We start from the raw sequence: 22,431 nt of genomic DNA, 5'->3' as shown, positions 1-22,431 counted from the left end.
TAAGACATATTGCCCCTGCATGCTTTTGAGGCAGGGGAAGTGGCTGTTATTGAGGGTGTTGCCGGTGGCGCGGATTTTATCAGCCGGATATCGGCCACCGGCTTTACCCGGAAGGCAGAAGTGAGCATGTTGCGGAACGTTGGGCAGGCCCCGGTCATTGTCCTGGATGAGGCCACCGCCTCCCTCTCCCTGGCCCCGGAAAACGAAACCAGGGTTCAGGCCCCTGTGGACTGGCTCATCAAAGGCAAAACCGTTATGGCCATTGCCCACCGCCTAAGGTCGGTGGGGAACAGCGATAAATCGTGGCGCTGGACAGGAGGACAGGTGCGTGAAACCGGAACCTACCATGGGCTGATGGCCAGGGATAAGGGCTTGTACCGCCACCTTTACACCCTGCAGGTGCAAAGCGCGGGATGGGCCGTGGGGCAGGAAGGGCAGGAGCCGTAGATGCGGTTTTCTAAAAAACTATTTCTTATGGGAGGGCTTTACACCTCCCAATGCATGGGCTTAACCTTTCTTATGGCAGGCCTTCCGGCCATTTTGCGGAAAAACGGAATGCCCCTTGGGGAAGTGACCCGATTTTACGCCTTTGGTCTGTTCTGGACCATCAGTTTTTTGTGGGCTCCGCTGGTGGACCGGTTCGGCAGGACCTGCCAGGGCCATTACAAAAACTGGATCATTGCCATGCAGACCCTGCTGGTACTGGCACTGGTTTGGGGGGCTATGCTGTCTATACCCAGCCAGATCCAGGCCTTGATGCTGCCCGTTGCACTGGTCGCTTTTTTCTCCGCCACCCAGGACCTTTCGGTGGACGCCCTTGGGACCAAACTGTTTTGCAAGGAGGAACGTGGGACAGCCAACAGTATTCAGTCCGCTGGCAATATGATTGGCGGTATGATCGGCGGTGGCCTGATTCTGTTTTTTTACGAAACCTTGGGCTGGCAGAAAAGCATGCTGGCCCTGGCCATTGGAACAGCCCTGCCCCTTATGTTTTCCCTGGGGTTCAAAGAACCGGCCACCGCCCCCGGTCCAGGGGTATATAAAAACATGGCCGGTTTTTTCAAACAAAAACAGATCCGGCACAGCCTGGGCCTCATTGTCACCGCCCGGATCAGCATATTGCTTAACTACAGCCTTTTGAGTCCGATCCTGGTGGATCTGGGCTGGCCCTTGGACAAAGTGGGGGTTGCCGTTAACTGCCTGGGCGCAGGTTTCGGGGTTGCCGGTGCGGCAGGTGCTGGTGTTGCCATTCACAGGCTGGGGAAAAAAACAGCCCTGGTCATCTTTCTGGCCTTGTCCGGCCTGGCCTCGCTGGTGATGATGGTTCCCGGTCGGAGCCTGGATATCGAACAAATTTCATACTTGGGCATCGGCCTGGCCATGGCAGGGTTCGGCGCGGTGAACGCGGTGATGTATACCCTTTTCATGGACCATGCCCGAACATCTTGCCCGGGCACGGATTTCAGTCTCCAGATGGCTTTATCCAGTATTCCAGCCTTTGCCGTTCTAAGTATTGCCATGGGTTTGGCAGACCGTCTGGGATATACGCTCCCCCTGGCGATCAGTGCGGCATGGGCACTTTTACCCATGGGCTTGATTTTATTTAATAAAGGTTAATTTTGTCTTAACTATTTTAGATTATGGCGTTTTGCGTTGTCCGACCCCATTTCGACTCCCCATTTCGACTGAAAATAAACGTGCTGTATGGATGCTCAGCGAAAAAGGGAGGCAGGCAACCCTTGGGATATACAATAAAGGAGATTAATAAAGATATGAAAGAGAAAATAAGTGTAAAAAAAGGCGATGTTCAGGAAACACTTTTGCTGCCTTTATGGGGCAGGGCTTTTGAAACACAAAAAAACAATCCGCGGTTGATTGATAATAAGGCTCTGGAAATTGTTGAAAAACTTGATTATGACTTTTCAGGAATCGCAGACACACAAGCCATGTCCCAGCATGGGTGGGTTGCACGCAGCCTGCATACCGACAAGATGGCGCGTAATTTTATTAAAAAACACCCCAATGCCGCAATTGTCAATATCGGCTGCGGCATGGATACCACTTTCAGCCGTATTGATAACGGCGAAATCACCTTTTACGAACTTGATCTGCCTGATGTTATTGAACTTCGAAAACATTTTTTCCAAGACAGCGAAAGACATAAATCCATTGCGTTGTCATTTCTGGATACAAAATGGTTTGAGCAGATAAGTGTTAAAAACGGTCTGTTGTTGCTGGCCGGGGGCGTGTTTTATTATTTTGAGGAAGAACAGATCAAAAATTTCTTCATTGCCGTGGCAGATTATTTTGGAATCTGCGATGTTTACTTTGATTCTCTGTCTCCCATGGGGATTAAAATTGCGAAGAAAAAGGTATTAAAATCAGGAGGTATGGGTAGTGTTGCCACCGTCGGCTGGGGACTGAAACCTGTACAATCTCTTGAAAAATGGGACAAACGAATTAAGGTCATCAGTGCAACCCCCATGCATAAAGGCGTGAAAAAGGCAATTCCTTTGCGGGCAAAAATGATTTTATCTATTCCTGATATCCTTGGCGTATGCTCAATGGTGCATGTGAGAATGGCGTAATAAGAAGGAGTAAATAAATAATGTCTGACCCGAAATCTGAAGGGTACGCGGTTTTATGGAGAATCATGAAACCGGTTAAAAGATACATCTACAGCGCAATGGGGCTGGCTGCACTGGGATCAACAGCTACCATTGCGACGCTTTTGATGCTTTCACTTGTCGTGGCGGTACTGCTCAAAGGCGGAGAGGGGCTGCTTTTTTGCGGCATCTCATGGACGATAACCCAAGCGCTGATTGGCGTGGGTGTTTTTGGCGTTTTGGCTTTCTGCCTTACCATGACCGGCTTCGGGGTTTCCCACCTGGGTGCTTTTTATCTGGAGGAGGATCTTCGTACGCGCCTTTCAAAGCATCTGGCACAATTGCCGCTGGGGGTTATTATCACCACAGGGACAGGTGCGCTCAAAAAAGTGATGCTTGAGGATGTCAGGAATCTGCACACCTTTGTTGCGGACAGCACCCCGACCTTCGGGCGCGGATATACGGCTCCGCTGGTGACGCTGGTGCTTTTGTTTATCATTGATCGGCGCCTGGCCTGTATTGCACTGGGCGTGATGCTTATGGGTCTGTTTGTTCTGCGTATTGCCATGCGTGACAGCAAAACCATGCAGGAAAGGTATGAAAACAGTCAGGACCGGATTAATGCGGCGGTCATCGAATTCATCCAGGCCATGCCGGTGGTGCGTACCTTTGATGACGGGACAAGTTCTTTTAGACGGTATCTTAAAGCCCTTGACCGGTACAGGGAAATCTACATCCAATGGATGAAAACCAGCGGAACCTCCTCACGGATCGCCTTTGTGTTACTGGCACCCTTGCCGACGATACTGGCTGTTTTGGCCGGAGGAATTGTTTTTATTAACGCAGGGACGCTGTCTTTACCCTCATTAATTGCCGCTCTTTTTCTGTCAACAGGGATGGTTGACGCGTTTATGCAGTTGATGTGGCTGAACAACTTTCTGCGCAAATCCAAAGCCGCAGCCAATCGTATAGAGACATTATTGGCGGTACCGGCCATGCCGGTTGCTGAAAATCCCCTGGCACCGGAAAAGATGACCATCTGTTTTGACGGTGTCACCTTTGGGTATGAAAATCGTGATGAGAATGCCTTGACCGATGTAAATTTTATTGTTGAACCCGGAACCACAACGGCACTGGTGGGCCCCAGCGGTGCGGGGAAGAGTACGGTGGCAAAACTTTTACCCCGTTTCTGGGATGTGACAGGCGGTGGGATTACCATCGGCGGCATCGACATCCGTCAAATGGACAATGAAACGTTGATGAATACCGTCTCCTTTGTATTCCAGGACACCTATCTTTTTCATGATACCCTGGCCAGCAATATCAGAATGGCAAAACCCGACGCCACGGATGAGATGGTGACAGCAGCTGCCAAAGCCTCACAAATTCACGATTTTATCATGACCCTTCCCAAGGCATACGACACCCATACCGGCGACAGGGGCGCACGCCTGTCCGGCGGACAGCGCCAGCGGATCACCATTGCCCGGGCAATTTTACGGGATGCACCGATTGTTGTTCTGGATGAAGCAACCGCATTTGCTGATCCTGAGAGCGAAGAACAGATCATCAAAGCGATTGCCTGTCTGACAAAAAACAAAACTGTTATCACCATCGCGCATCGCCTGTCCACCATAACCCATGTCGACCAGATACTGGTATTTGATCAGGGCCGGATTGTCGAAAGGGGAACCCATGACGCGCTTTTATCAAACAACGGACTGTATGCCCGGCTGTGGACAAATTATGAAGCGGCGCAACAATGGGATTTTCACACAAAAGGAGCCGTAAATGTCTGATGCAAAGAACTATGCCACTTTTGGGGAAGCCTACGAAGCCGGTAAAATGATTGCCGGTAACCATGCAGCGGATTTTAAGCGCAGCCTGTTCTTTTTTGCCCTGGCGTATACGATGCAGGGCTTGACCTACCTCAGTATTTACGGGGTAATGGTAGCGCTTTTCTCCGCCTCTGCCGATGCACGGCAGGCCTGGGCCTGGTTTGGTTTAATGACCGTATTTATTGTGATCAATGTATTTGCACGCTGGTTTGCCCATGATTTTGATTATGGGGATACCACGGCAAACATAACACACAATATGCGCGTAAAATTGGGGAAGAAACTGCGGACCATACCCCTTGAGGTGCTGGGCAGTTATAAAACCGGAGACCTCAACGCCAGTCTGTCCAGCAATGTCGATGAGAGCGTGATGATGCTGGGGATGATTTCGGGAATGTTTATCGAAATCTTTCTTACGCCGGTGGTGGTTGTTATCGGCATGTTTTTCATTGACTGGCGGATGGCTGTGCTGCTGACGGTCATCATGCCCCTTGCCATTCCGTTGTATCGCAGAAAACGAAAGAGCGGTGCCCATGAAAAAATGGAAATGACCCAGGCCAACAGTGTACTGGAGTCAGACATCATAGAATACATTCAGGGACTTGCTGTTTTACGCGCCACAAATCAAACCGGGGAAAACGCGAAACACCTTCATGAAGGGATTATTCATGTCAGGGATCTTCAACGGGCTTCGGTGTGGGGAACGATTGTCAATCTGGTCATGGGTGACATGCTGATCCTGTTTGCACTTATCATGATTGCCATATGGGGAAGTATCCGGGTCGGTAACGGGACGATGAGTATCGCTGCCATAGCTGCGCTGCTTGTCATTGTTTCACGGCTGATGGAGCCGCTGTCGCTGTTTTTGGCAATTACCTCGGCGCTGGATATCATGAACGCTGGCTTTGCCCGGGTAAAAGCTGTCATGAAAACACCACCGCTTGAGGTGGTAAACCCTCAAAGCAAAGCACAACACTTTGAAATCGTGTTTAATAATGTTGAATTTACCTACCATGGCCAGGAGGAAAAAGCCCTTAAAAATTGTACCATCAAGATACCCGGACAGGCCATGACAGCTATTGTGGGGCCGTCCGGATCAGGCAAAACCACAATTACCAGGCTTATGATGCGGTATGCTGATCCCCAGGCCGGAACAATTATGATCGGTGGAATTGATATCCGCCGGATGAGTCCAAAAGAGCTGCTGAGCTACTTTGCAGTTGTTTTTCAGGATGTCTATCTCTTTGATGAAAGTATTATTGAAAATATCCGTATGGCAAAATCCGATGCAACGGATGAAGAGGTTATTAAAGCTGCAAAAGCCGCCTTTTGCCATGAATTTGTAGAACGGTTGCCTCAAGGATACCAGACAGGCGTGGGAGATATCGGAGGGAGTCTGTCCGGGGGGGAGCGTCAACGAATCAGTATCGCGCGTGCCATACTTAAAGACGCCCCCATTGTTATTCTGGATGAACCCACGGCCGCACTTGATACCGAGAGCGAAATCGCCGTTCAAAGGGCTGTTGAGACACTGATTAAAGACAAAACAATCATTGTTATCGCACACCGTCTGACAACAATTGCAGGCGCAGATCAAATTCTCGTCATTGATGACGGGGCACTGGTTGAACAGGGGACACACGCATTTTTGCTGACGCAACAAGGTAAATACCATGACCTGTGGCAAGCGCAATTGCGCAGTAAAACCTGGCGCATCAAAGAGTGATCCCATTGGGTACGCTACAGGGGCAGAAAAGACCTGGAACCTTGCAACTTACAGGAAACCCTTTAGTTCCGATAGATGCGCCTTGAATACGGATAAAGATCCTTCGCCCTATTTGTGGATTTTAAAATTTCCATGGCCCTTATCGTGTACCCCGGCGTTGCAGAAGCAGGGTGAAAATATTTTTTAATTTACCACAAAGTTCACACTGAAGCGTTGACACAAAATTTTATTATGAGATATCCCCAGTAAAGCTGGTTTAACTAACTTGTTTTGTGATATCATATTGTGTAACTCGCTCCTTAATGGATCATTACATACATAGTGCCTGGACAAAACCCTGTGTTTGGACCAGGCTGTTAAAGCAATCGGCAAATTGGTTGCCATAAAGGTTGGAAATTTAAAAAGAGTTGGCCCATTGAGACTTTTTAAAAAGTATTTGATTTTCCATGAGTGTACAAAAAGAAAATAACGACGTCACAGATACACACCCCCCGGACTTTTTAATGGAAAAAGGGATACAGCAGATTGATATTAAACCGAGAGTACTGAGGGACGCCCTTAACTTATAAACTTTAACTTTTCAGCCTTTGCAATCTGGGCACCCCGCCGAACTGACTTGCTCACAGCCACAGTGGAAATGTTCAAAAGTCTGCCCAGTCCGGTCATGCTTTCCCCCAGTTCTTGCACCGACCAATAACATAACAGGCTGCGGGCTATAACCTGTTGCCTGAACTTGCCAGGCTGCCAAACCTGCTCTGTGTCTATGCCAAGTTGCTTTCCAACATGATCGGCAACATCATACACCGTCAAGCCCTTGGCCTTCAGGTCGTAACGCCAGCCTAAGGCTTCCCGGTTTTCCGACAGGATTCGTTCCACAAATTCACCGTTGCCAAGGATTCGTTCATCACTTTTCTGATGGCTATCGGCAGATCTAAGTGCTTTTACGGCCTGCCAGCCGCCAGCACTACGGATCAGGCCACCGCCGGTCAAGTCCTCACGTTTACCACCCTGAATACCCTTTGCAACAAATGCCCGATAATGCTTGCGCGCCACAGCGGTTTTTTTGCCGAATTCCCCTAAGACCCTCCTTGCATCGTGCCATTTGTGCTGAAGAGTACCCATAACCACTGCATGGCCGCAATACGGGTATCTGTCCAATCCGCTGATTGTAGCGACGAGTTTGGCCCTCAGCGGATTCAGGTGAATGTAACGGACCAGTTCCAGCAGATAGGCGTCTTCCTGGCAAAGGATGGATTTATATCTATTTTGAAAAAGATGCCCGCTTCGCTGGTGACGGCGGTTGAAACTGACTGCATGGCCGGTCAGCAACCGGCGCATTACCGTAGATATGGGAGCGCTGCCGGTGCGCAACAGCAAGTGGAAGTGATTTGGAATCAGTGCCCATGCAAAACAGCCGGTATCAGTTTCTGTGAGAATCCTTCCCATCCGGTCGATGAATGCCTCACGGTCCTGATCGTCTATAAAGATCTTGCGGCGCTCGATACCACGAACGATGATGTGATGAACTGCGCCGGGAGTGTCTATGCGTGCTTGACGGGCCATACCGGTTAGATATCAAAAAGTTAAGGGCGTCCCCCAAAACCAAATTGGGAAAAAGGAAACCGATTTTGTTTGTGAAAAGCAAGGGGAACACCTGTACATCCAGGCTGCTTACATGATTCCGGATGACAAAGTTCGGGATCGTGAATTCGGCAGTCTTCTTGCTATTCCAGACAACCATCCTAAAAAAGTGGTGACCATGGACCCGGTTATCGGCGGCACATATAAAGGCATTGAGCATGTCCATCTTGAAAATTTTCTGCTCCGGATAGTTGGGAAGACGACCAATTAGGCGGCTTTGTCAAGTATTTTCCAGAAAAACTTGACAGATAAACATTAACACCCATGCTTAACAAAGCGATGATTTGAACAGTTATTGGTTGTTTTTTGAGACTTTGCTCGTCCACTTTCATACCTTTATATTGTGGTCTGCTAAAAAATTTGAATTGGTAGGAATCGGAAATCCCGGGATACACGTAATATTGCTCGTCGGTTTGAGGATTTAAAAAGTGTGGAAGAACAGGGAAAGTCCGGGGGTGTCTTCCACCCGGAAAATGGACCTTGCTTTGGAGGTAGTCTGCTCTATCTATGTTATTTTTAGCCTGCCAAAATCGTCCTCTTTTCAATCCATATTTTGACAGTAAATTTTCTGGCCAAATGGAAAAATTCTAAGCACAGGATGTTTAGTTATCTCTGTTGATACTTTTCTTAGTATAGATCTAAGAAAAATAGGCGTTTTGTCGTTTTTTTGAAAAGATGGGCTATTAACTTTCCACTATGGCAATCAGGTATGATCCTAAATAAAAGGTTTAACCAGGTGGCAATTCAGTAACCCTGAAATATTGGGGTCTACCAGGTATGACAGAGTATTTTTTTTCAATGGGTTTGTAGCCTTCGACTTTAATGACGAGTTTGTAGTCCCCTGCAGGCAGGCCAAAGAAAGAAAAACAATTATTAAAGCATCCATCTTTACGTACAACAAGGTAACCAAGACCATAACCAATCGCTGGTACCGTGGTGGATGTCAGAACTCTATGGATGCCATCGCCTTCCAGTGTAATTGATTGAATATGAATTTTCGTATCGATTGATCGGTATCTATAATCCGGTCTCCCTGCAAATTTATCTTCAGGTTTGAGTGCAGTTGTCAAACATCCGCGAATCACCCCATCAGGTTTAAAGACGAAGTTCAATTCTTTTGTTTTATTGCTTTCTATAGAGACCGTGACGGATTTTTTTTCAGTTTTTGCGGCCATTGTGACCATGCTTGTCACATATTCTCCGACAGGAATAGGCCCAATGATTTTACCATTGGTACCATTGTTAAAGAAGGTAACGGCTTCCTCATCCTTTTTACCATTACGATAAAGTAGGAGAGCTGGCTTGGGCCTCACTCCCTTATAATCATAGTCATATGTGAAATGAACATCAAGGTACCCCCCGACTTGTTCAAGAGATGTACTATTATTCTCATAAAATGTATTAAGGATGGAGTTGAATTGATCTGCTACTCTCTCGCTGAGAAGTAGGCTTACATGGTCCTCATTAAAGGCATAACTCATGCCTGCCTCGGCTTGTGGTCTGTAGTCCAGAAGACTGGATAGGGTAATGGTTCCGTCATTGTTCGATCGTAAAGGATTGCGACTTCCTCTGTATCCGTAAAGCAAATAAAACGTTACGGATTCGGGTAATTTCTTTCTGTATAATGATTTGATAAAATCGCCGTCCGGTTGCATGTCGTACCAGCTTGGAATGACTACCGGGGATTGCTTGACGCCGTATTCAGCCATACGATCACCGCCCCATGGGGTTGCCATTGAAACAAAAAGTGTTACATAGGGAAATTGTGGAAAATAATTTACAATAAAAGATCTTGCGACCAGCCCGCCCATACTGTGGGCAGTAAAAATAATTTTATTAAATTGGTATTTAGCTTGAAGGTTGGATAGTTTCCAGAGTAGCAGGTATGCTATGCTATCTATGCGGAGTCCGGTTGGATAATAAAAGAACCAAGGCTGAAAGCGGGACCTATCGATGTGATTAACAAGATACTGCCATCCTTTGGGCGTTCCGGTTGCACCGTGTATAAAAAGAATCGGAATTTTATCAGGATCATATTCTTCAAGAAAATAGATGGTTCCGCCAAATTGATTAAAAAACGATCCCGGCTCCCAAAAACCTTTTTTCCCATTCTCCTCAACAAAGCGTTCATCGTCTAAATCCGTTATAATTCCCGCCTGCCGACTATAGAGTTTTTGAGTCTTTACCGATGAGATTATTTTTCCATGGGGTATTTCTATATTTTGATTCTTTTCTGGAATGATGATATCAATATCAAAAACAACACCAACGGCAGGAGCTCGGACTAAAGTTGGGTTGCCATATTGACCGGCAGGTTCATCCGCATCATAAATAAGGTTACTGTTTTGATCCCGATACGCAAAAATGTAATAATTACCTTGATGAACGCCAAGCTCATACTCACCGGAATCGTGCAAAACCGTATAGTTTACGACTTTCATTTCATCTTCTACTGAGCAGGCAGCGACAATGATCGGTCCGTTTCCCAAACATTTTGCATTAATGTGCCCGACAATAGCAGTGTATTCCTGAAATCTATTCGTGTCTTTTTTCAATTTAATAAGCGAGCAGCCCGTTGCGATAAAACATATTATAAAAAGACTAATATTCACTATTTGAAAAGTAGCCGGGATGACCGCCTTCAAGTTATTTATGTTAGATTTTAATGACTTCAATTTTAACGCCTCCAAATAACGTAGGACAGAATCTTTTCAAAATACCTCAATTCCCAATTTTGGGGTTGATCATAAGATGGGCCACTCATGACAAAACCCGATTCAGGACACTATCAACCGCTTGTAATCCCAGCGTTATTTTTCAGGTTCTGAAAAGATGAGCACAAACTGGCCGAAGTTATGATCAAGCCCTGAATGTTCAATTGCATCTTATCCGAGAGAATTGCCTCAAAGGCAAGCACGACAGTTCTCGTTTTGAATTTCATTATTCAAGTTGAGTTAATATAACCAATTTTTATATTCGGGTGTAGCATCTTTCATATCTTCATAAAGCCAGACAACCCTGTCTGCATACCAAAGCTTGCTTATCATCATTACAATACCTCCAAGAATTGTGAGCCATAAATGCAGCACAACCAACCCATAAATAAACAAGATCAAACCGATAGTACCAATAGCAGTGATTATGTTTGGTAAAAAGATGTGATGTTTTGGGATAGGGGTCTCTTTACGATTCATTCTGACCCATTCGCCAAGAACTACTTTGGATGCCCAATTATTCGTACTTTTTGGCTCTGGGAAAATTCGGGGATTGATCCATAGCCATATAATTACAATAATTATAGGTGATAGCGACCACCAGCCGAGCCAAACCCTACTCCAGAACGATAGCCCCAAAAGCGGTATGGTGGATATACGAGTTAAAACACTCCAAGGATTTGTATGGCGACGGCGCTCTTTTTCGCCCATTCCAAATAATTGCGCCAATTTTTTTTCTATCGTCATATTGAATTAATCTCTTCTATCATTTTTTAATAATGTCTTAGCATAACAAGTGAGTCTGTAATTTTTTTTCTGTTAAAGCCATAGGTTGTAATACTATCTCGTTAGAAAAAAATACAACAGGATATGAATAGACAAAGTCAACACTTTAACGTCGCAAATGGAGCGCAGCGGAATTTGCACCCGCGTTAATTTGTCTTGTTAGGAGTGAGAAATAGTTGTTTGGGAGCCAATAGCGCAATAAAGATTCCCATAGCAGGATAACTAATCCATTTTTCAAGACTCTGAACCAATACAATATCGAAAGGGTTGCCAGTTACAATACTCATGATCGGCATACGTAACAGGTTATCGCCCACACATAGTAGCAACATACCGAATATAACGCCTTTGAATATTTTATTTCGGCCCGGCAACTTATCTTGTATCAGGATATAAACGAAAACTTTTCCGAATGCTGGTATTAAAGCTGTAAGTGATGCTATGGCAACCACCCAGTTCGGATATGGCTGCATGATTACATCATTAAGGCGCCCTCCTTCTGCCGCATTTTGTACATATTCAATTGCAATCCCTTGTCCATATAGAACATGGATTAAAAAACCTATCGCAGTCGCAAGAATTGTTGCAGCTACGATTCTTGTCCAATTCATTTTGACTCCTAACGGCTTGAAATTAAAATCAAAAGGCCGCCCAAGGGTTTTTGATTGCTCTCCTTTGGGTTGTTAAGTTCGATTGCGTTCATTGTGATTTGCCTATAAACTTTATGATCAAGTTGTCGATTTCCTGCGTCTGTGCCATGATCAGGTCATGACCTGCATGTGCAATCAGTTTGGTTTGAATCTTCGGATTCTCTCTGTTTAGACGTTCAAGGACTTCGCGAGGTGGGTAGATCTTTTCATTCTCACCGACCATAAACAAAGTGGGTATATTAATGCTTTGCAATTCTTCATCAGTCAATACAGTAGGATTGACCATTCGTTTTGCTGTAAAGCTGCGAACAGCCATATAAGCTTCGTTCACATGCTCGTCAACCAAAACAACTCCTTTCTTTCCGGAATTCACAGTGTCTTGCGCCAGCCAATGGACGAAATTTTTTGTAAAGTACTTGAATGGCAGTGCGACCAGAACTGCTCTTGCAATCCATCCAGGCGATAGCGGGGCAACAGTACCGACCGGGGCCAACAAAATAATTTTATTGAGTCGATCAGGAAACCTTAACGCATATTGAGTCGTAATCCACCCTCCATATGACAAGCCAACCATATTGATCTGATTATGAAACCCCAGCGCGTTGCAGAGTTCATTGAGCCAATTGACATAGTCATCGGCACCTGTCATGGGCTTATAAGGAATACTGCGGCCGTTATCGTAGACATTGTCGACTGCATAGACCCTGAAATGCCGGGATAAAGCTCCAACATTAGATATCCATTGGAGTGAATTGCCACTGATACCGTGCATGAGGACCAGCGATGGAGCAGACTCTGGTCCGCTGATGCGTACAAATGTTTTACCGTAAGATGTCTCTACCATTTTTGTAGTTGATTCTACAGGCCATTTTTTTGCCCTCTCATCATAAAATTTTAGATAGGTCTCTTTTGCTTGTTCAGATGTGAAGGGATGATAGGGGGAGGAAAAGTCCATCTGTTTGGGAGAGATCCAAACCCCAAAGCCAATAATGCTGATCAATAGGATCAGGATGGTTAGACCGGTTCGCAAAAGTATTTTTTTAAATATAGATTTTTCTTTCAATATAGTTCCTTTTCTTAGACGTTGATCATTTTTTTAATCTGTCTTCTTGGGCGTTACGTTGGATCGCAAGTCATCCATTCCTCTGGGGTCCGGGCCTCTCCGCCTTTGATGGTCCACAACAATGATTCCAGGGCCGAAGGGTCTTTCAGCGGGTCCTTTTCGACAACGATCATATCTCCGTATTTTCCCTTTTCAAGGGCACCGATCCTGTCCGTTTTCCCCATCATTTCCGCAGGAACTCGCGTGGCCGAGGCAATTACGTCCATGGGCGGGATCCCGATGTTGTAAAGCAATTCCATTTCCCGGATCATACTGGTACCATGGAAGAAATTGGGGAATACAGGCCAACTTGAAGCGTCCGTGCCGGCCACGATGGGGATGCCGGCCTCATGGAGGGTCAGGATCGCCCGGGAAGCGCTTTCCAGACAGGCTTTGATTGATTTTTCGATGTTTATAAGTTTGGGAAGGGCCCGAATGAAAAAGGAAGGCAGCCATTTGGGAGATGAAAGTTTAAAAAAACGGTCATAGTAATCTTCCCAGACCCGGTCATCCCTTGCTGTTTCCAAAAGTTCTCGGGGGACCCGCAAATTTAAATACGGATTGTCCAGCCGTTCCCGTTGAAACTGCACCAGCATCTGGTCAAAGGTACAGGACAAAGTGGTGGTCACGTAGGTCCCAAGTTCCTTCATGCGGCGGACAACCCGGTCCGTGGGCTGTTTGAACATAAACCCGGAATGGACAAAACAGTGAACGCCCATATCAAGCCCTGTTTTTTGTTCTTTCTTTTTATATGCATGGACATATAAAGGCAGGTTTCTTTTCTGGGATTCATCAACAATGATGTCCCGGATTTCTTTTGAAAGCAGGGGCCAGATATTGGCTTTGCCAAATCCGGTTTCAAGCATAACCTTCACTCCGATGACCCTGTCCGTTCCCTCATATTCCCGGAATAATTCTACCACATCCGACCTGTCTTTTGCGGGCCGCCAATGGGGGCCCCAATAGGCGGTCAACATGCCATTGTCCAGATATCCGTTGGGGGGATAAAACGCCGGAGCCAATGCAAAAATTCTGGGGCCTGCACCGCCGGAATCCAGGTATTGCGTAAATTCATGCAGCATCGGGCGTGCGATGGCATTATCCAGCACGGTGGTGACCCCGCAGGCCAGGTATGACCGAAGCTGGTGATACCGGTATTTTTGAAGCCGTGATTCATCGTCTTTTCTAAACACGGATCCGGGGACGCTTTGCAGGTGCACGTGGGCATCAATCAGGCCGGGCATCACGGTTGCGCCTTTTACATCCAGTACCTTTTCATGATCCGGTGGGGTCAGGTTGCCGATCTGCCTGATCCTGCCCTCATGGATGTATATGGATTTTAGATCCTTGTATGCATTGCCCAGGCCGTCGATCAGCCGGGCATTTGTGACCCAGAGTGTATTTGTTGTTTTTTTCACTATAGAACGGTTCCCGGCCGCGGCATAAAGCTGCATGAGCTTTTGATAGACCGTTTCAACACTGTCATCCGTTTCAAGATATTTCTGCGCGTAGTATATTCCTTTTTCAGGGTCCGATTTTTTAAGAAAATGGCAGATCAGTTTCCACAGCACAGACAGGTAGATGCTCTGCCATTTTTCCCTTTCTTCAATACACCACTGGGTATAGGCGTCTTCGGCCAGAAAGGGACCTTTGTAAACGGTCAGGGCGGTTTCATAATGTCGGACGGCGTCTTCCATATCTTTGGCCGCACCTCCTTCGTGGACCGCATCCTGAAAAACCAAGACGTCGACGCTGCCTCCCAGCCCCAAGGAGAGACAAAATGAGTTTCCCTGCTTTTTCAGATATCGGGAAGGTTCGCCTCGCCGGATACCGGGCTCAAAGAATTTCCGGATGGCGCTGGCCACGACGTTGAACCGCTTGCGGGTTTTGTTGAAATCCTGTTCAGGCCAGAGCAGTTCAATCAGTTCGTCCCGGGGTTTAAATCCCTTACCATGGTTAAGCGCCAGGTATTTGATCATCATCAGAGCCTTGGTATTGTTAAACGCTTCCGGCCTCAGGTCTTGTCCGCCTAAAGTCATGCAGAACCGGCCCAGAAGTGAAATTTGCAAGGGATGAACCGGTTCTCCGGCGCCCGGTTCAGGCAGGAGGTCATTTGCCCGGCCGTTCATGTGAAAAACCTCCCGGATGAACCCCTGTCTTACGCCCGCGGCATACAGGGACAACAAAAGCGGCTCAATTCATGCCCCGGCATTTGCCACTCGGTGCACGTATCCGCTCTCCACCGCAATATCAATCGCTTGCACAAGTTCCGCAAGAGCTGCGGCCCGGTCATTTAAGTGCAGTCGGCATTGGGCCGAGATCATCATGATTTTGAAGGTATAAAATTTTGAGGCCCTGACCTTTTCCAAGACCCGCGCCTTCTTTTCCAATACGGTTTCAAACCGGCCGGTTTCAAGCCATACCCCCAGCATGCCGGTTTCAAGAATCCCTTCGGTCATAGTCAGACCTGTCCGGCGGAGCAAGGTCAGTCCCTGTTCCAGGGCTTTTTCCGCCCCGGCGGGATCTGTCTGTTTCAACCGGATAAAGTGGATGAGATCATGAATATTGGCCTGCCCCCAGTAGTTTGCCTGGTGTTTAAACAGTGACACTCCCTTTTGAGCCCGAGTTAGAGCCTGATCCAGGCGGTTTTGCCCACACAGGTGAAGCGCCGCAGCATAGTCGAGCCATCCCTTCTGGTTATCGCGAACGCCCATTTCACGGATAAGGTCCAGTCCTTTTATAGCCCACCTGTACCCGGTATTGAATTGATTTAAAAAATAGGCCGGCAATGCGGCATGAAGGTAAGCCAGGGGCATGATGATGGCCTCATCAGCCCTGGAATACCAGTCCAGGCTCCGGCGGGCCTTAGCGTAAGCCGTCTTAAAATCTCCGGTGACAAAGTACCGGTAGGAAAGAATAAACTCGATCCAGTTTTTCATCCTCAGCCGGCTGGAATCCGGGAGTTGACAGATATCCCTTTTTGCGGTCTGGGCCAGTTGGTCCGCCTGACTGATCCTTCCGAGGATAAGGTAAATCAGTATCAGCAGACCGGATACCTCCAACCGTTTACCCGTACTTTTACATGTCAGGCAGGTTTCCAGCAGGTTTTTGGCTTCCCGGATATGGCCGGAATAGTAATAGTTGAGCCCCAGTTCTATCCGGCAGTTCAGGGCAAAAGCATCAGGAACCTTCGGATCTGATCTGCTCAGAATGGTTTCATATAATGATACCGACTTGTGGGAATTGCCCAAGAAGGATTCAAGCCTGGCCTGGATGTACAAGAGCTGAGGATTTGCAAGGATGAACTGCTTTGGAAAAGCGTTCATAGTGCCTTGAACCCAAAGGATCTGCCCGGATTCGAAAAGCATTTTTTCATGTGTCATCAGACGTTGTGCAGCTGTATCGAAAAATTCGCCGGAAATATAAGCCCGAACTGCTCCAAGATTATCCCCGGCCACCTCCTTAAGTCCTGCCATACTTAAGTACAGTTCGGCTACGGATTCCGGAGACAGCGTCTGTTTCAGCCGGATGCGCAAAAATGATCTGAGCAGGTGGTGATAGGTGTAAACCACATCCCCGTCCTGGCCGGATTCATTCCGGTATGTCAACAAATGGCCTGCAACCAGTTCATCCAGGATCCTTTCCGACGCCGTGATCCGGAGGAGCGCATTGCAAACCTCCGGGTTCAGGGAGTCCAGCAACGATGTTTTCAACATGAACTCCTGGGTTTCCGGCGGAAGGGATTGAAAAATGGTCTCCTCGAAATAGCTGAAAGTAAGTTTGTTTAAACCAGTCAGATCAGCGGGTAAGTCCTTTATCTGCAGCCCGGCGCAATCTTTAAGGCCTAAATAGACTAAAACCAGGCCGGTGACCCAGCCGCATGAGATTCGGTGCAATGGGGCTGCAAGCTCCTGGGGCAATGTCGGTTTCAAATGCCTGGTCAGGAATTGACGGGTCTCCTCCGGTGTGAACCGCAGGTCGGCTTCGGTGATCTGCGCCACCTGGCCTGCAAGATGCAGCCGAGACAGGCCAATCCTTGGGGCAATCCGGGTTAAAAGTAAAATATGAAATCTTTGAGGCAGGTGCCTGATCAGGAATTCGACGGATTCCAGGATCGACTTTTCGTCCTGAACGGTATGAAAATTGTCCAGAACCAGGCAAACCTCCGAAGCTGGGGCAGATTCCAGGGAATGAACAAGGGCTGCCAAGGCCCGCCCTCTGTGAGGCGCTGAAGAAGAGGCATCGTCAATGATTTTGTCCATCACCCCGTCCCGGTTTCCGGAAAATGGTTTTAAACCGGCTGTTGCATATCGGATGAACCTGGGAAAATCCCTATCCTGTTCATCCATGCGGTACCATACCGGTGTGATGCCGTCCTGTTTTACAGCCCAGGCCGTCAATGCGGTTTTACCATACCCTGCACCCGCCGTTAGCACGGTCAGGCGCTTTTCAGTCACTCCATTCAGAATACCGGACAACCTGGGGGGAACAAACAAATCCGGATGAGATGGGATAGACAGTTTAGAAGCCAGTATGTGTTCTTTGGACATCATGGTCATTTGGGAGGATTCTGGTAAATCTAAGGACAACAATATGTTCAGCAAATTTGCATAATTTTTTTTAAATCTCAATTATTGGAATGATTAAACATCCCTTGCCGAAAATTGCAACGATCAATTTTATGCCCTGTACAATTTTCTCTTGCTCTGGAGTGACAGGGAAAGTCTGGGGGGGAGCGCTCGGCATAAAAACGGACCTTGTCTTGGAGGTAGTCTGCCCTTTTTGAAAATATTTTTAGCCTAGCAAAATCAGCCTTTTCAATCCAAAATTTTACTGTGAAAAAAGCTATCCTTACTATTGTAGGGCTCACTGACGCCGATTTGAAATCCCCGATTCATTTTTTGGGAAGTGATTGCTGTATTCAAAATCTTGCCGGTCCGGTTAAATAGACTGTGGAGTTTTTGCTTCTTGATGAAACAGAAGAAGCAATAATAATTGAAAACGTTTTCTTAAAAATTTGTTCTCTCGGTATAAAAATCCCGCCGTGTTTGCACTGGTAAAGTTTAATAGTTCAAAAGACAGACTTCAAGTGGTGGTAAGACCTATATTTTTATGTCATCCAATACGTTGTCAATACCGAATCCCCTTTCCTTTACTATGGTGAAAAGCAGGCGAAATGCTTGCAGCGCTTCTTCTGTCCCAATCTCATTGGAATTATATTCAATCGCCTCACCTTGTTTTACTAACAATCTAACATCTTGACGACTCAGCCGTTCAAACATGTTTTCGTCATTGACATAGAAGTTTCCTTCTGCCTTTAAAAAGTACAAAATAGAACTATTTGTTCCTTCGTGATCTAAATTTTCTATGCACCAAGCATATTTCTTATTATATAGAAAAAACCAATAACTATCTCTATTAATGACGGTTGATATTTTGTCAGAATTGGCAATCATGGAATTGGTAGCTGCTACTATTTTACTCATATAATTCTCCAAAAGATTTGTTTAATAACAATGTTGTTTGCAAAGTGGTTAACTTCTGTCAGTTACCTTGCGCATGCTGTTAATCAGATTATTCACCGAAACCGTTGCGATACCCGAATTAATGTCCGACATGGCATAGGGAATGACCAGTTCATTACTATGGATGATTGAGCCGCAGGAGTAGACAACGTTTGGAACATACCCTTCGCGCTCTTTTTCTGTGGGAATCAAAAGCGGTTGTTCAAGCCGTGCAATAACTTTGCAGGGATTTTCAAGATCAAGGAGGATTGCACCAATACAGTACTGCCGCATGGGCCCGACACCATGGGTAAGAACGATCCAGCCTTTTTCTGTCTCTATGGGAGAGCCGCAGTTGCCGATTTGAACAAATTCCCAGGGATACTCCGGTCGCTGGATAATATGAGAAGTCCTCCAGAAGTGCAGGTGTTTTGAAAACATAATATGGTTGTTTTCGCCATCCTGCCGGGACAGCATGGCAAATTGGCCGTTAATTTTTCGGGGGAACAGGGCCAACCCTTTATCCTGCGCCGCCTTGCCGTTCAGCATTGTAATTTTAAAACTGATAAAGTCTTTCGTTTCGATTAACTGGGGGAGAATCGTAACCCCATTATATGCGGTATAGGTCGCATAATAGGTTGATTCACCCGTATCATCAAAAAATTGAACAAACCTGGCATCCTCTATCCCACGGCTCTCATTTTTAGAAACTGGAAAGATAACCCTTTCAGATATTCGGTGGTCTGAATGGAAGTCCACCTCATAATTAGAATCAGAAAGCCAGTTGATAATCTCAAATGTTTTATACTGCTTGTTTAGGGTAAAATGAGGATGTTTATGAAGACGTCCCATCTCACGGACCAATTGTTCTTTGCTGAATTCTTCGGGAAGCGTATTGAGAACACAAGAGCAGATATCATTATCCGCCTTCATTTCCTTGAGCTTGTGCTGAAAAAGCTTGCGCTTATAAAAAGGGTTTAACTTCAGATCCGGTGTTTCCACAAACTCACTGACCGGATCAAACCGGAAGGTGTTGTACCGGTTGAGCACGCCGCTTCTGAAAACAATGGAGGAAATATGCCCTTCTCCGGTGGCCCGCAAACTCATGACAAACCGAAGGCTGCCTTCTTCAAGATGGTCTTGAACCGGATGGGGAACGATGGACGGATTGAACAGAGCAGCCGATTCAATGGCATACTCCTTTGTAAAATAAGCGCCGACCAAGGCGCTTTCAGTTTCACTCAGCAATATGCCTTTTTTAATATGTTTTTTTACCAGGCTGAAATGTTTTTCGAAAATGTGGGTCAGATCTTCATGTCGCCCGGAAAAATTTTTAATGATCTGTGTTAATAATTTTTGTTGTCTGCTTTCAGACAACCCGCGGATTCGTTCGATGATCAAGGTGATGCGTTTTGTATCCTCGGGAAGATGAGGCCTTGTAATGACACGAGAAGTATCCCCGACAATTTTGTTGGGTTTTCTTGTCACTAAAAGCTTACCATGATTTTTACTGCGCATATGTGTGTTTCCTTGATTCAATTCGGGGCTACATGGGCGGACGGCCGGATTCAAGGCACAAAGAGACAAGGTCTCGGACCTTTGCAGTACCCATACACATCACCGTATCCGCGCCCCCCCAGTAAATTTTCACAGTCCCGTCATCTTCGGGAACCGCACCGCAGGTAAACACCACATTGGGGACATAGCCGGTCTGTTCCCAGGCATCTTCTGGCTGCAGGATCCATTGATCAGACACCCCGAGCACTCTGGCCGGATCGGCAAGATCATGCAGCGCAGCACCGAGCCGGTATACGGAGCCGGACATGGTTTTAAAAACACCATGGTAGATATGAAGCCAGCCCTCATTGGTTTTAAACGGAGGTGCGCCCGGACCAATTTTCATCTCATCCCAGTGGTAGGCCAACGGTTTGATGACAACCTGTGAGTCTCCCCAGTAAATGAGATCCGGGGAATAGGAAATCCAGATGGACCATGGTGAAATTTCTGAATGCGGGCGATCTAATCGGGCATACCGACCTTTAATTTTTTCAGGAAAAATGACCACATTACGCAGATCTGCCTGGGTGATCAAGGCAATCCGTTCAATTTTTTTAAAATCATCTGTACGGGCCAGAGCAATGCGAACCCCGTGGCGGGAATAGGCGCTGTAGGTGAGAACGTATGACCCGTCCACCGGGTTGATGCGCAGATCTTCAATACCAAACGCTTCATATTCGGCAAAAATTCCATAGGATGCCGGAGTCAAAAAAGGTTTCGGTAAAACTTTGAATGTAAACCCATCCAGACTGTCCGCCCTTCCGATAATGGACCGACCGTTTTTTAAATGGGCCCTGAACAGCATAATATAGCGGTTTTTGTATTTGACCACCCCGGCATTGTGAACCGTTGAAACGGGATACGGTACATCCTCCCGGGTCAAAATGGGGTTCTTCAGGGAACGCATTACAACATCCTGCATTGTTTTCATTTGGGCCCTTTCTCATAAGTCAGATTCTTCCGAAATCATCGGCCAGACGTTCAATATCATCCTCGCCAAAATAATCTCCCGTTTGAATCTCCATAAATACCAAATTGTCCTGACCATTGTTTTCAATTCTGTGAAGGGATTTTCTCGGAATATCAAAGGATTGTCCGGCAGTTACAGGAGCCGTTTTATCGCCGAGTGTCCACATGCCTTTACCGCTGACGATGTACCAGTGCTCATCACGATGCTGGTGACGTTGGAGACTCAGTCGTTTTCCCGGATATACCACAATTTTTTTATTCTTAACGGTATTCTCATCGGAAAGTATTCTATAAAATCCCCAGGGACGGTGATCTTCACGCCTGGTTGTCTCCATGATCTGCTCATACACCCGGATATATTTTTTGACCATGCAGTCGATGGTAAAATGATCCATCACTGTCCGACGGCAGAATTCCCGGTCAATATCCCTGATACGTTCCACCGCGCCGACGGCCTCATGGATGCCGGAAACGAGAAATCCGTTTTTTTTGTTCCGGATAAGCTCGGGCATACTCCCCCGGTTGTTTGCGATGATCGGGGTTCCGCAGGCCATGGCTTCGATAACGGAAAGGCCGAAGGGCTCGTTGAAATTGATGGGGTGAAGCAGTGCAAGGGCTTTGCCTAATAGTTTATTTCTTTTTTCGGGTCCGACACTGCCCAGATAAACCACACTGGCATCATCGATGAACGGCTGGATATCGTCTTTAAAATATGCGCTGTCCTGGATAATCCCTGCCATGATCAGTCTTTTGCCGCATGCCCGGGCGATTTCAATGGCCTCTTTAGCGCCTTTATCCGGATGGATACGGCCGAAAAACAACAGATAGTCTTCCGGGTCTGTTTGGAAATCAAATTCATTTATATCAATGCCGTGGTGAATGGTGTCAATATAATCCAGACCTTCGGCCCGGTCGGCATCACTGATGGAAACATAGAATGTTTTTTTATTGTACTTGCGATACACCGGTAAAATTCCAGGGGATGAAAAACCGTGGATGGTTGTCACCACCGGTGTTCTGGTAAGGCCAGTATAGGTTAAAGGAAGAAAATCAAAATTATTGTGTATGATATCAAATTCTTCTGCATGATCGAATAATTCGGAGATGTGAAGACATTCGTATACCTTGGGAATGATGTTTGAATCCTCTTCATATCCCCTGGTGCACACGGCATGCAGGCGGCCGTGTGTAATCGAATCTCCCGTGGCAAACAGCGTGACGTCATGACCAAGTCCCACCAGGGCTTCGGTCAGCAATGAAGCTATCTTTTCCCAGGGGCCGTAGTGCCGTGGTGGGGTGCGCCAGGCAATGGGTGACAGCATGGCAATGCGCATAAAA

General features: G+C 46.7%; 17 protein-coding genes. 6 read left to right on the top strand and 11 right to left on the bottom strand.

The window, feature by feature from the left end; genetic code table 11:
• The first annotated feature begins 9 nt into the window (after nucleotides 1-9).
• The 5 genes from B147_RS0117880 (at nucleotide 10) to B147_RS0117860 (ending at nucleotide 6,170) form a co-directional block, all read left to right on the top strand.
• On the top strand, nucleotides 10-447 hold the full coding sequence (locus B147_RS0117880; RefSeq protein WP_020588574.1) for a FeoA domain-containing protein: 438 nt from the start codon (nucleotides 10-12) through the stop codon (nucleotides 445-447).
• Nucleotides 448-1,617, top strand: a complete 1,170-nt coding sequence (locus B147_RS0117875) for an MFS transporter (RefSeq protein WP_020588573.1) — start codon at nucleotides 448-450, stop codon at nucleotides 1,615-1,617.
• Nucleotides 1,618-1,772: 155 nt separating this feature from the next.
• Nucleotides 1,773-2,588 carry a class I SAM-dependent methyltransferase gene (locus B147_RS0117870; protein ID WP_020588572.1) on the top strand — a complete coding sequence of 272 codons (816 nt, stop codon included), beginning with the start codon at nucleotides 1,773-1,775 and terminating at the stop codon, nucleotides 2,586-2,588.
• Nucleotides 2,589-2,608: 20 nt separating this feature from the next.
• The gene (locus tag B147_RS0117865; protein WP_020588571.1) at nucleotides 2,609-4,405 is read left to right on the top strand and encodes an ABC transporter ATP-binding protein; all 1,797 of its coding nucleotides are present in this window, start codon (nucleotides 2,609-2,611) and stop codon (nucleotides 4,403-4,405) included.
• On the top strand, nucleotides 4,398-6,170 hold the full coding sequence (locus B147_RS0117860; protein ID WP_020588570.1) for an ABC transporter ATP-binding protein: 1,773 nt from the start codon (nucleotides 4,398-4,400) through the stop codon (nucleotides 6,168-6,170). The genes B147_RS0117865 and B147_RS0117860 overlap by 8 nt, the downstream gene beginning before the upstream one ends.
• Nucleotides 6,171-6,728: 558 nt before the next feature.
• Here B147_RS0117860 and B147_RS0117855 read toward each other — a convergent pair.
• Complete coding sequence (locus B147_RS0117855) at nucleotides 6,729-7,733, bottom strand: transposase (RefSeq protein ID WP_026259715.1); 1,005 nt, start codon at nucleotides 7,731-7,733, stop codon at nucleotides 6,729-6,731.
• Nucleotides 7,734-7,845: 112 nt separating this feature from the next.
• Here B147_RS0117855 and B147_RS31300 point away from each other — a divergent pair, with 112 nt between their 5' ends.
• The gene (locus tag B147_RS31300; protein ID WP_020588567.1) at nucleotides 7,846-8,022 is read left to right on the top strand and encodes a hypothetical protein; all 177 of its coding nucleotides are present in this window, start codon (nucleotides 7,846-7,848) and stop codon (nucleotides 8,020-8,022) included.
• A 517-nt stretch (nucleotides 8,023-8,539) separates the two neighbouring features.
• Here B147_RS31300 and B147_RS30510 read toward each other — a convergent pair.
• The 10 genes from B147_RS30510 to B147_RS0117795 form a co-directional block, all read right to left on the bottom strand.
• Nucleotides 8,540-10,486, bottom strand: a complete 1,947-nt coding sequence (locus B147_RS30510) for a lipase family alpha/beta hydrolase (protein WP_020588566.1) — start codon at nucleotides 10,484-10,486, stop codon at nucleotides 8,540-8,542.
• Nucleotides 10,487-10,765: 279 nt separating this feature from the next.
• Nucleotides 10,766-11,272 (bottom strand): DUF6653 family protein, encoded by a 507-nt coding sequence (locus tag B147_RS0117840; protein ID WP_020588565.1) that lies wholly within the window; start codon nucleotides 11,270-11,272, stop codon nucleotides 10,766-10,768.
• Between the two features lie 185 nt (nucleotides 11,273-11,457).
• A complete protein-coding gene (locus B147_RS0117835; RefSeq protein WP_020588564.1) occupies nucleotides 11,458-11,922 on the bottom strand; it encodes a hypothetical protein in 465 nt (154 codons plus the stop codon).
• An 88-nt stretch (nucleotides 11,923-12,010) separates the two neighbouring features.
• Complete coding sequence (locus tag B147_RS0117830; protein WP_020588563.1) at nucleotides 12,011-13,024, bottom strand: alpha/beta fold hydrolase; 1,014 nt, start codon at nucleotides 13,022-13,024, stop codon at nucleotides 12,011-12,013.
• Nucleotides 13,025-13,077: 53 nt separating this feature from the next.
• Nucleotides 13,078-15,192, bottom strand: a complete 2,115-nt coding sequence (locus B147_RS0117825) for an amidohydrolase family protein (RefSeq protein WP_157237939.1) — start codon at nucleotides 15,190-15,192, stop codon at nucleotides 13,078-13,080.
• Nucleotides 15,193-15,261: 69 nt separating this feature from the next.
• Entirely contained in the window at nucleotides 15,262-17,622 is a 2,361-nt protein-coding gene (locus B147_RS0117820) for a winged helix-turn-helix domain-containing protein (protein WP_157237938.1), read from the bottom strand.
• A gap of 543 nt (nucleotides 17,623-18,165) precedes the next feature.
• Nucleotides 18,166-18,549: a hypothetical protein gene (locus tag B147_RS0117810; RefSeq protein ID WP_020588559.1), complete on the bottom strand. Its 384-nt coding sequence runs from the start codon at nucleotides 18,547-18,549 to the stop codon at nucleotides 18,166-18,168.
• A 48-nt stretch (nucleotides 18,550-18,597) separates the two neighbouring features.
• Complete coding sequence (locus B147_RS0117805; protein WP_020588558.1) at nucleotides 18,598-20,085, bottom strand: glycoside hydrolase family 130 protein; 1,488 nt, start codon at nucleotides 20,083-20,085, stop codon at nucleotides 18,598-18,600.
• 28 nt (nucleotides 20,086-20,113) lie between these two features.
• The gene (locus B147_RS0117800; RefSeq protein ID WP_245569046.1) at nucleotides 20,114-21,031 is read right to left on the bottom strand and encodes a glycoside hydrolase family 130 protein; all 918 of its coding nucleotides are present in this window, start codon (nucleotides 21,029-21,031) and stop codon (nucleotides 20,114-20,116) included.
• Nucleotides 21,032-21,074: 43 nt separating this feature from the next.
• Entirely contained in the window at nucleotides 21,075-22,427 is a 1,353-nt protein-coding gene (locus B147_RS0117795; protein ID WP_020588556.1) for a glycosyltransferase, read from the bottom strand.
• Between the last annotated feature and the right edge of the window lie 4 nt (nucleotides 22,428-22,431).

This window comes from Desulfobacter curvatus DSM 3379, from assembly GCF_000373985.1.
Lineage (GTDB): Bacteria > Desulfobacterota > Desulfobacteria > Desulfobacterales > Desulfobacteraceae > Desulfobacter > Desulfobacter curvatus.
This window is presented reverse-complemented; position numbering and strand designations above follow the sequence as displayed.

Coding starts and splice junctions, on each gene's coding strand:
- B147_RS0117870 (WP_020588572.1), top strand. CDS start 1,773: ATGAAAGAGAAAATAAGTGTAAAAAAAGGCGATGTTCAGGAAACACTT.
- B147_RS0117860 (WP_020588570.1), top strand. CDS start 4,398: ATGTCTGATGCAAAGAACTATGCCACTTTTGGGGAAGCCTACGAAGCC.
- B147_RS0117855 (WP_026259715.1), bottom strand. CDS start 7,733: ATGGCCCGTCAAGCACGCATAGACACTCCCGGCGCAGTTCATCACATC.
- B147_RS0117840 (WP_020588565.1), bottom strand. CDS start 11,272: ATGACGATAGAAAAAAAATTGGCGCAATTATTTGGAATGGGCGAAAAA.
- B147_RS0117825 (WP_157237939.1), bottom strand. CDS start 15,192: ATGAACGGCCGGGCAAATGACCTCCTGCCTGAACCGGGCGCCGGAGAA.
- B147_RS0117835 (WP_020588564.1), bottom strand. CDS start 11,922: ATGAATTGGACAAGAATCGTAGCTGCAACAATTCTTGCGACTGCGATA.
- B147_RS31300 (WP_020588567.1), top strand. CDS start 7,846: ATGATTCCGGATGACAAAGTTCGGGATCGTGAATTCGGCAGTCTTCTT.
- B147_RS0117820 (WP_157237938.1), bottom strand. CDS start 17,622: ATGACCATGATGTCCAAAGAACACATACTGGCTTCTAAACTGTCTATC.
- B147_RS0117795 (WP_020588556.1), bottom strand. CDS start 22,427: ATGCGCATTGCCATGCTGTCACCCATTGCCTGGCGCACCCCACCACGG.
- B147_RS0117810 (WP_020588559.1), bottom strand. CDS start 18,549: ATGAGTAAAATAGTAGCAGCTACCAATTCCATGATTGCCAATTCTGAC.
- B147_RS0117805 (WP_020588558.1), bottom strand. CDS start 20,085: ATGCGCAGTAAAAATCATGGTAAGCTTTTAGTGACAAGAAAACCCAAC.
- B147_RS0117865 (WP_020588571.1), top strand. CDS start 2,609: ATGTCTGACCCGAAATCTGAAGGGTACGCGGTTTTATGGAGAATCATG.
- B147_RS0117800 (WP_245569046.1), bottom strand. CDS start 21,031: ATGCGTTCCCTGAAGAACCCCATTTTGACCCGGGAGGATGTACCGTAT.
- B147_RS0117875 (WP_020588573.1), top strand. CDS start 448: ATGCGGTTTTCTAAAAAACTATTTCTTATGGGAGGGCTTTACACCTCC.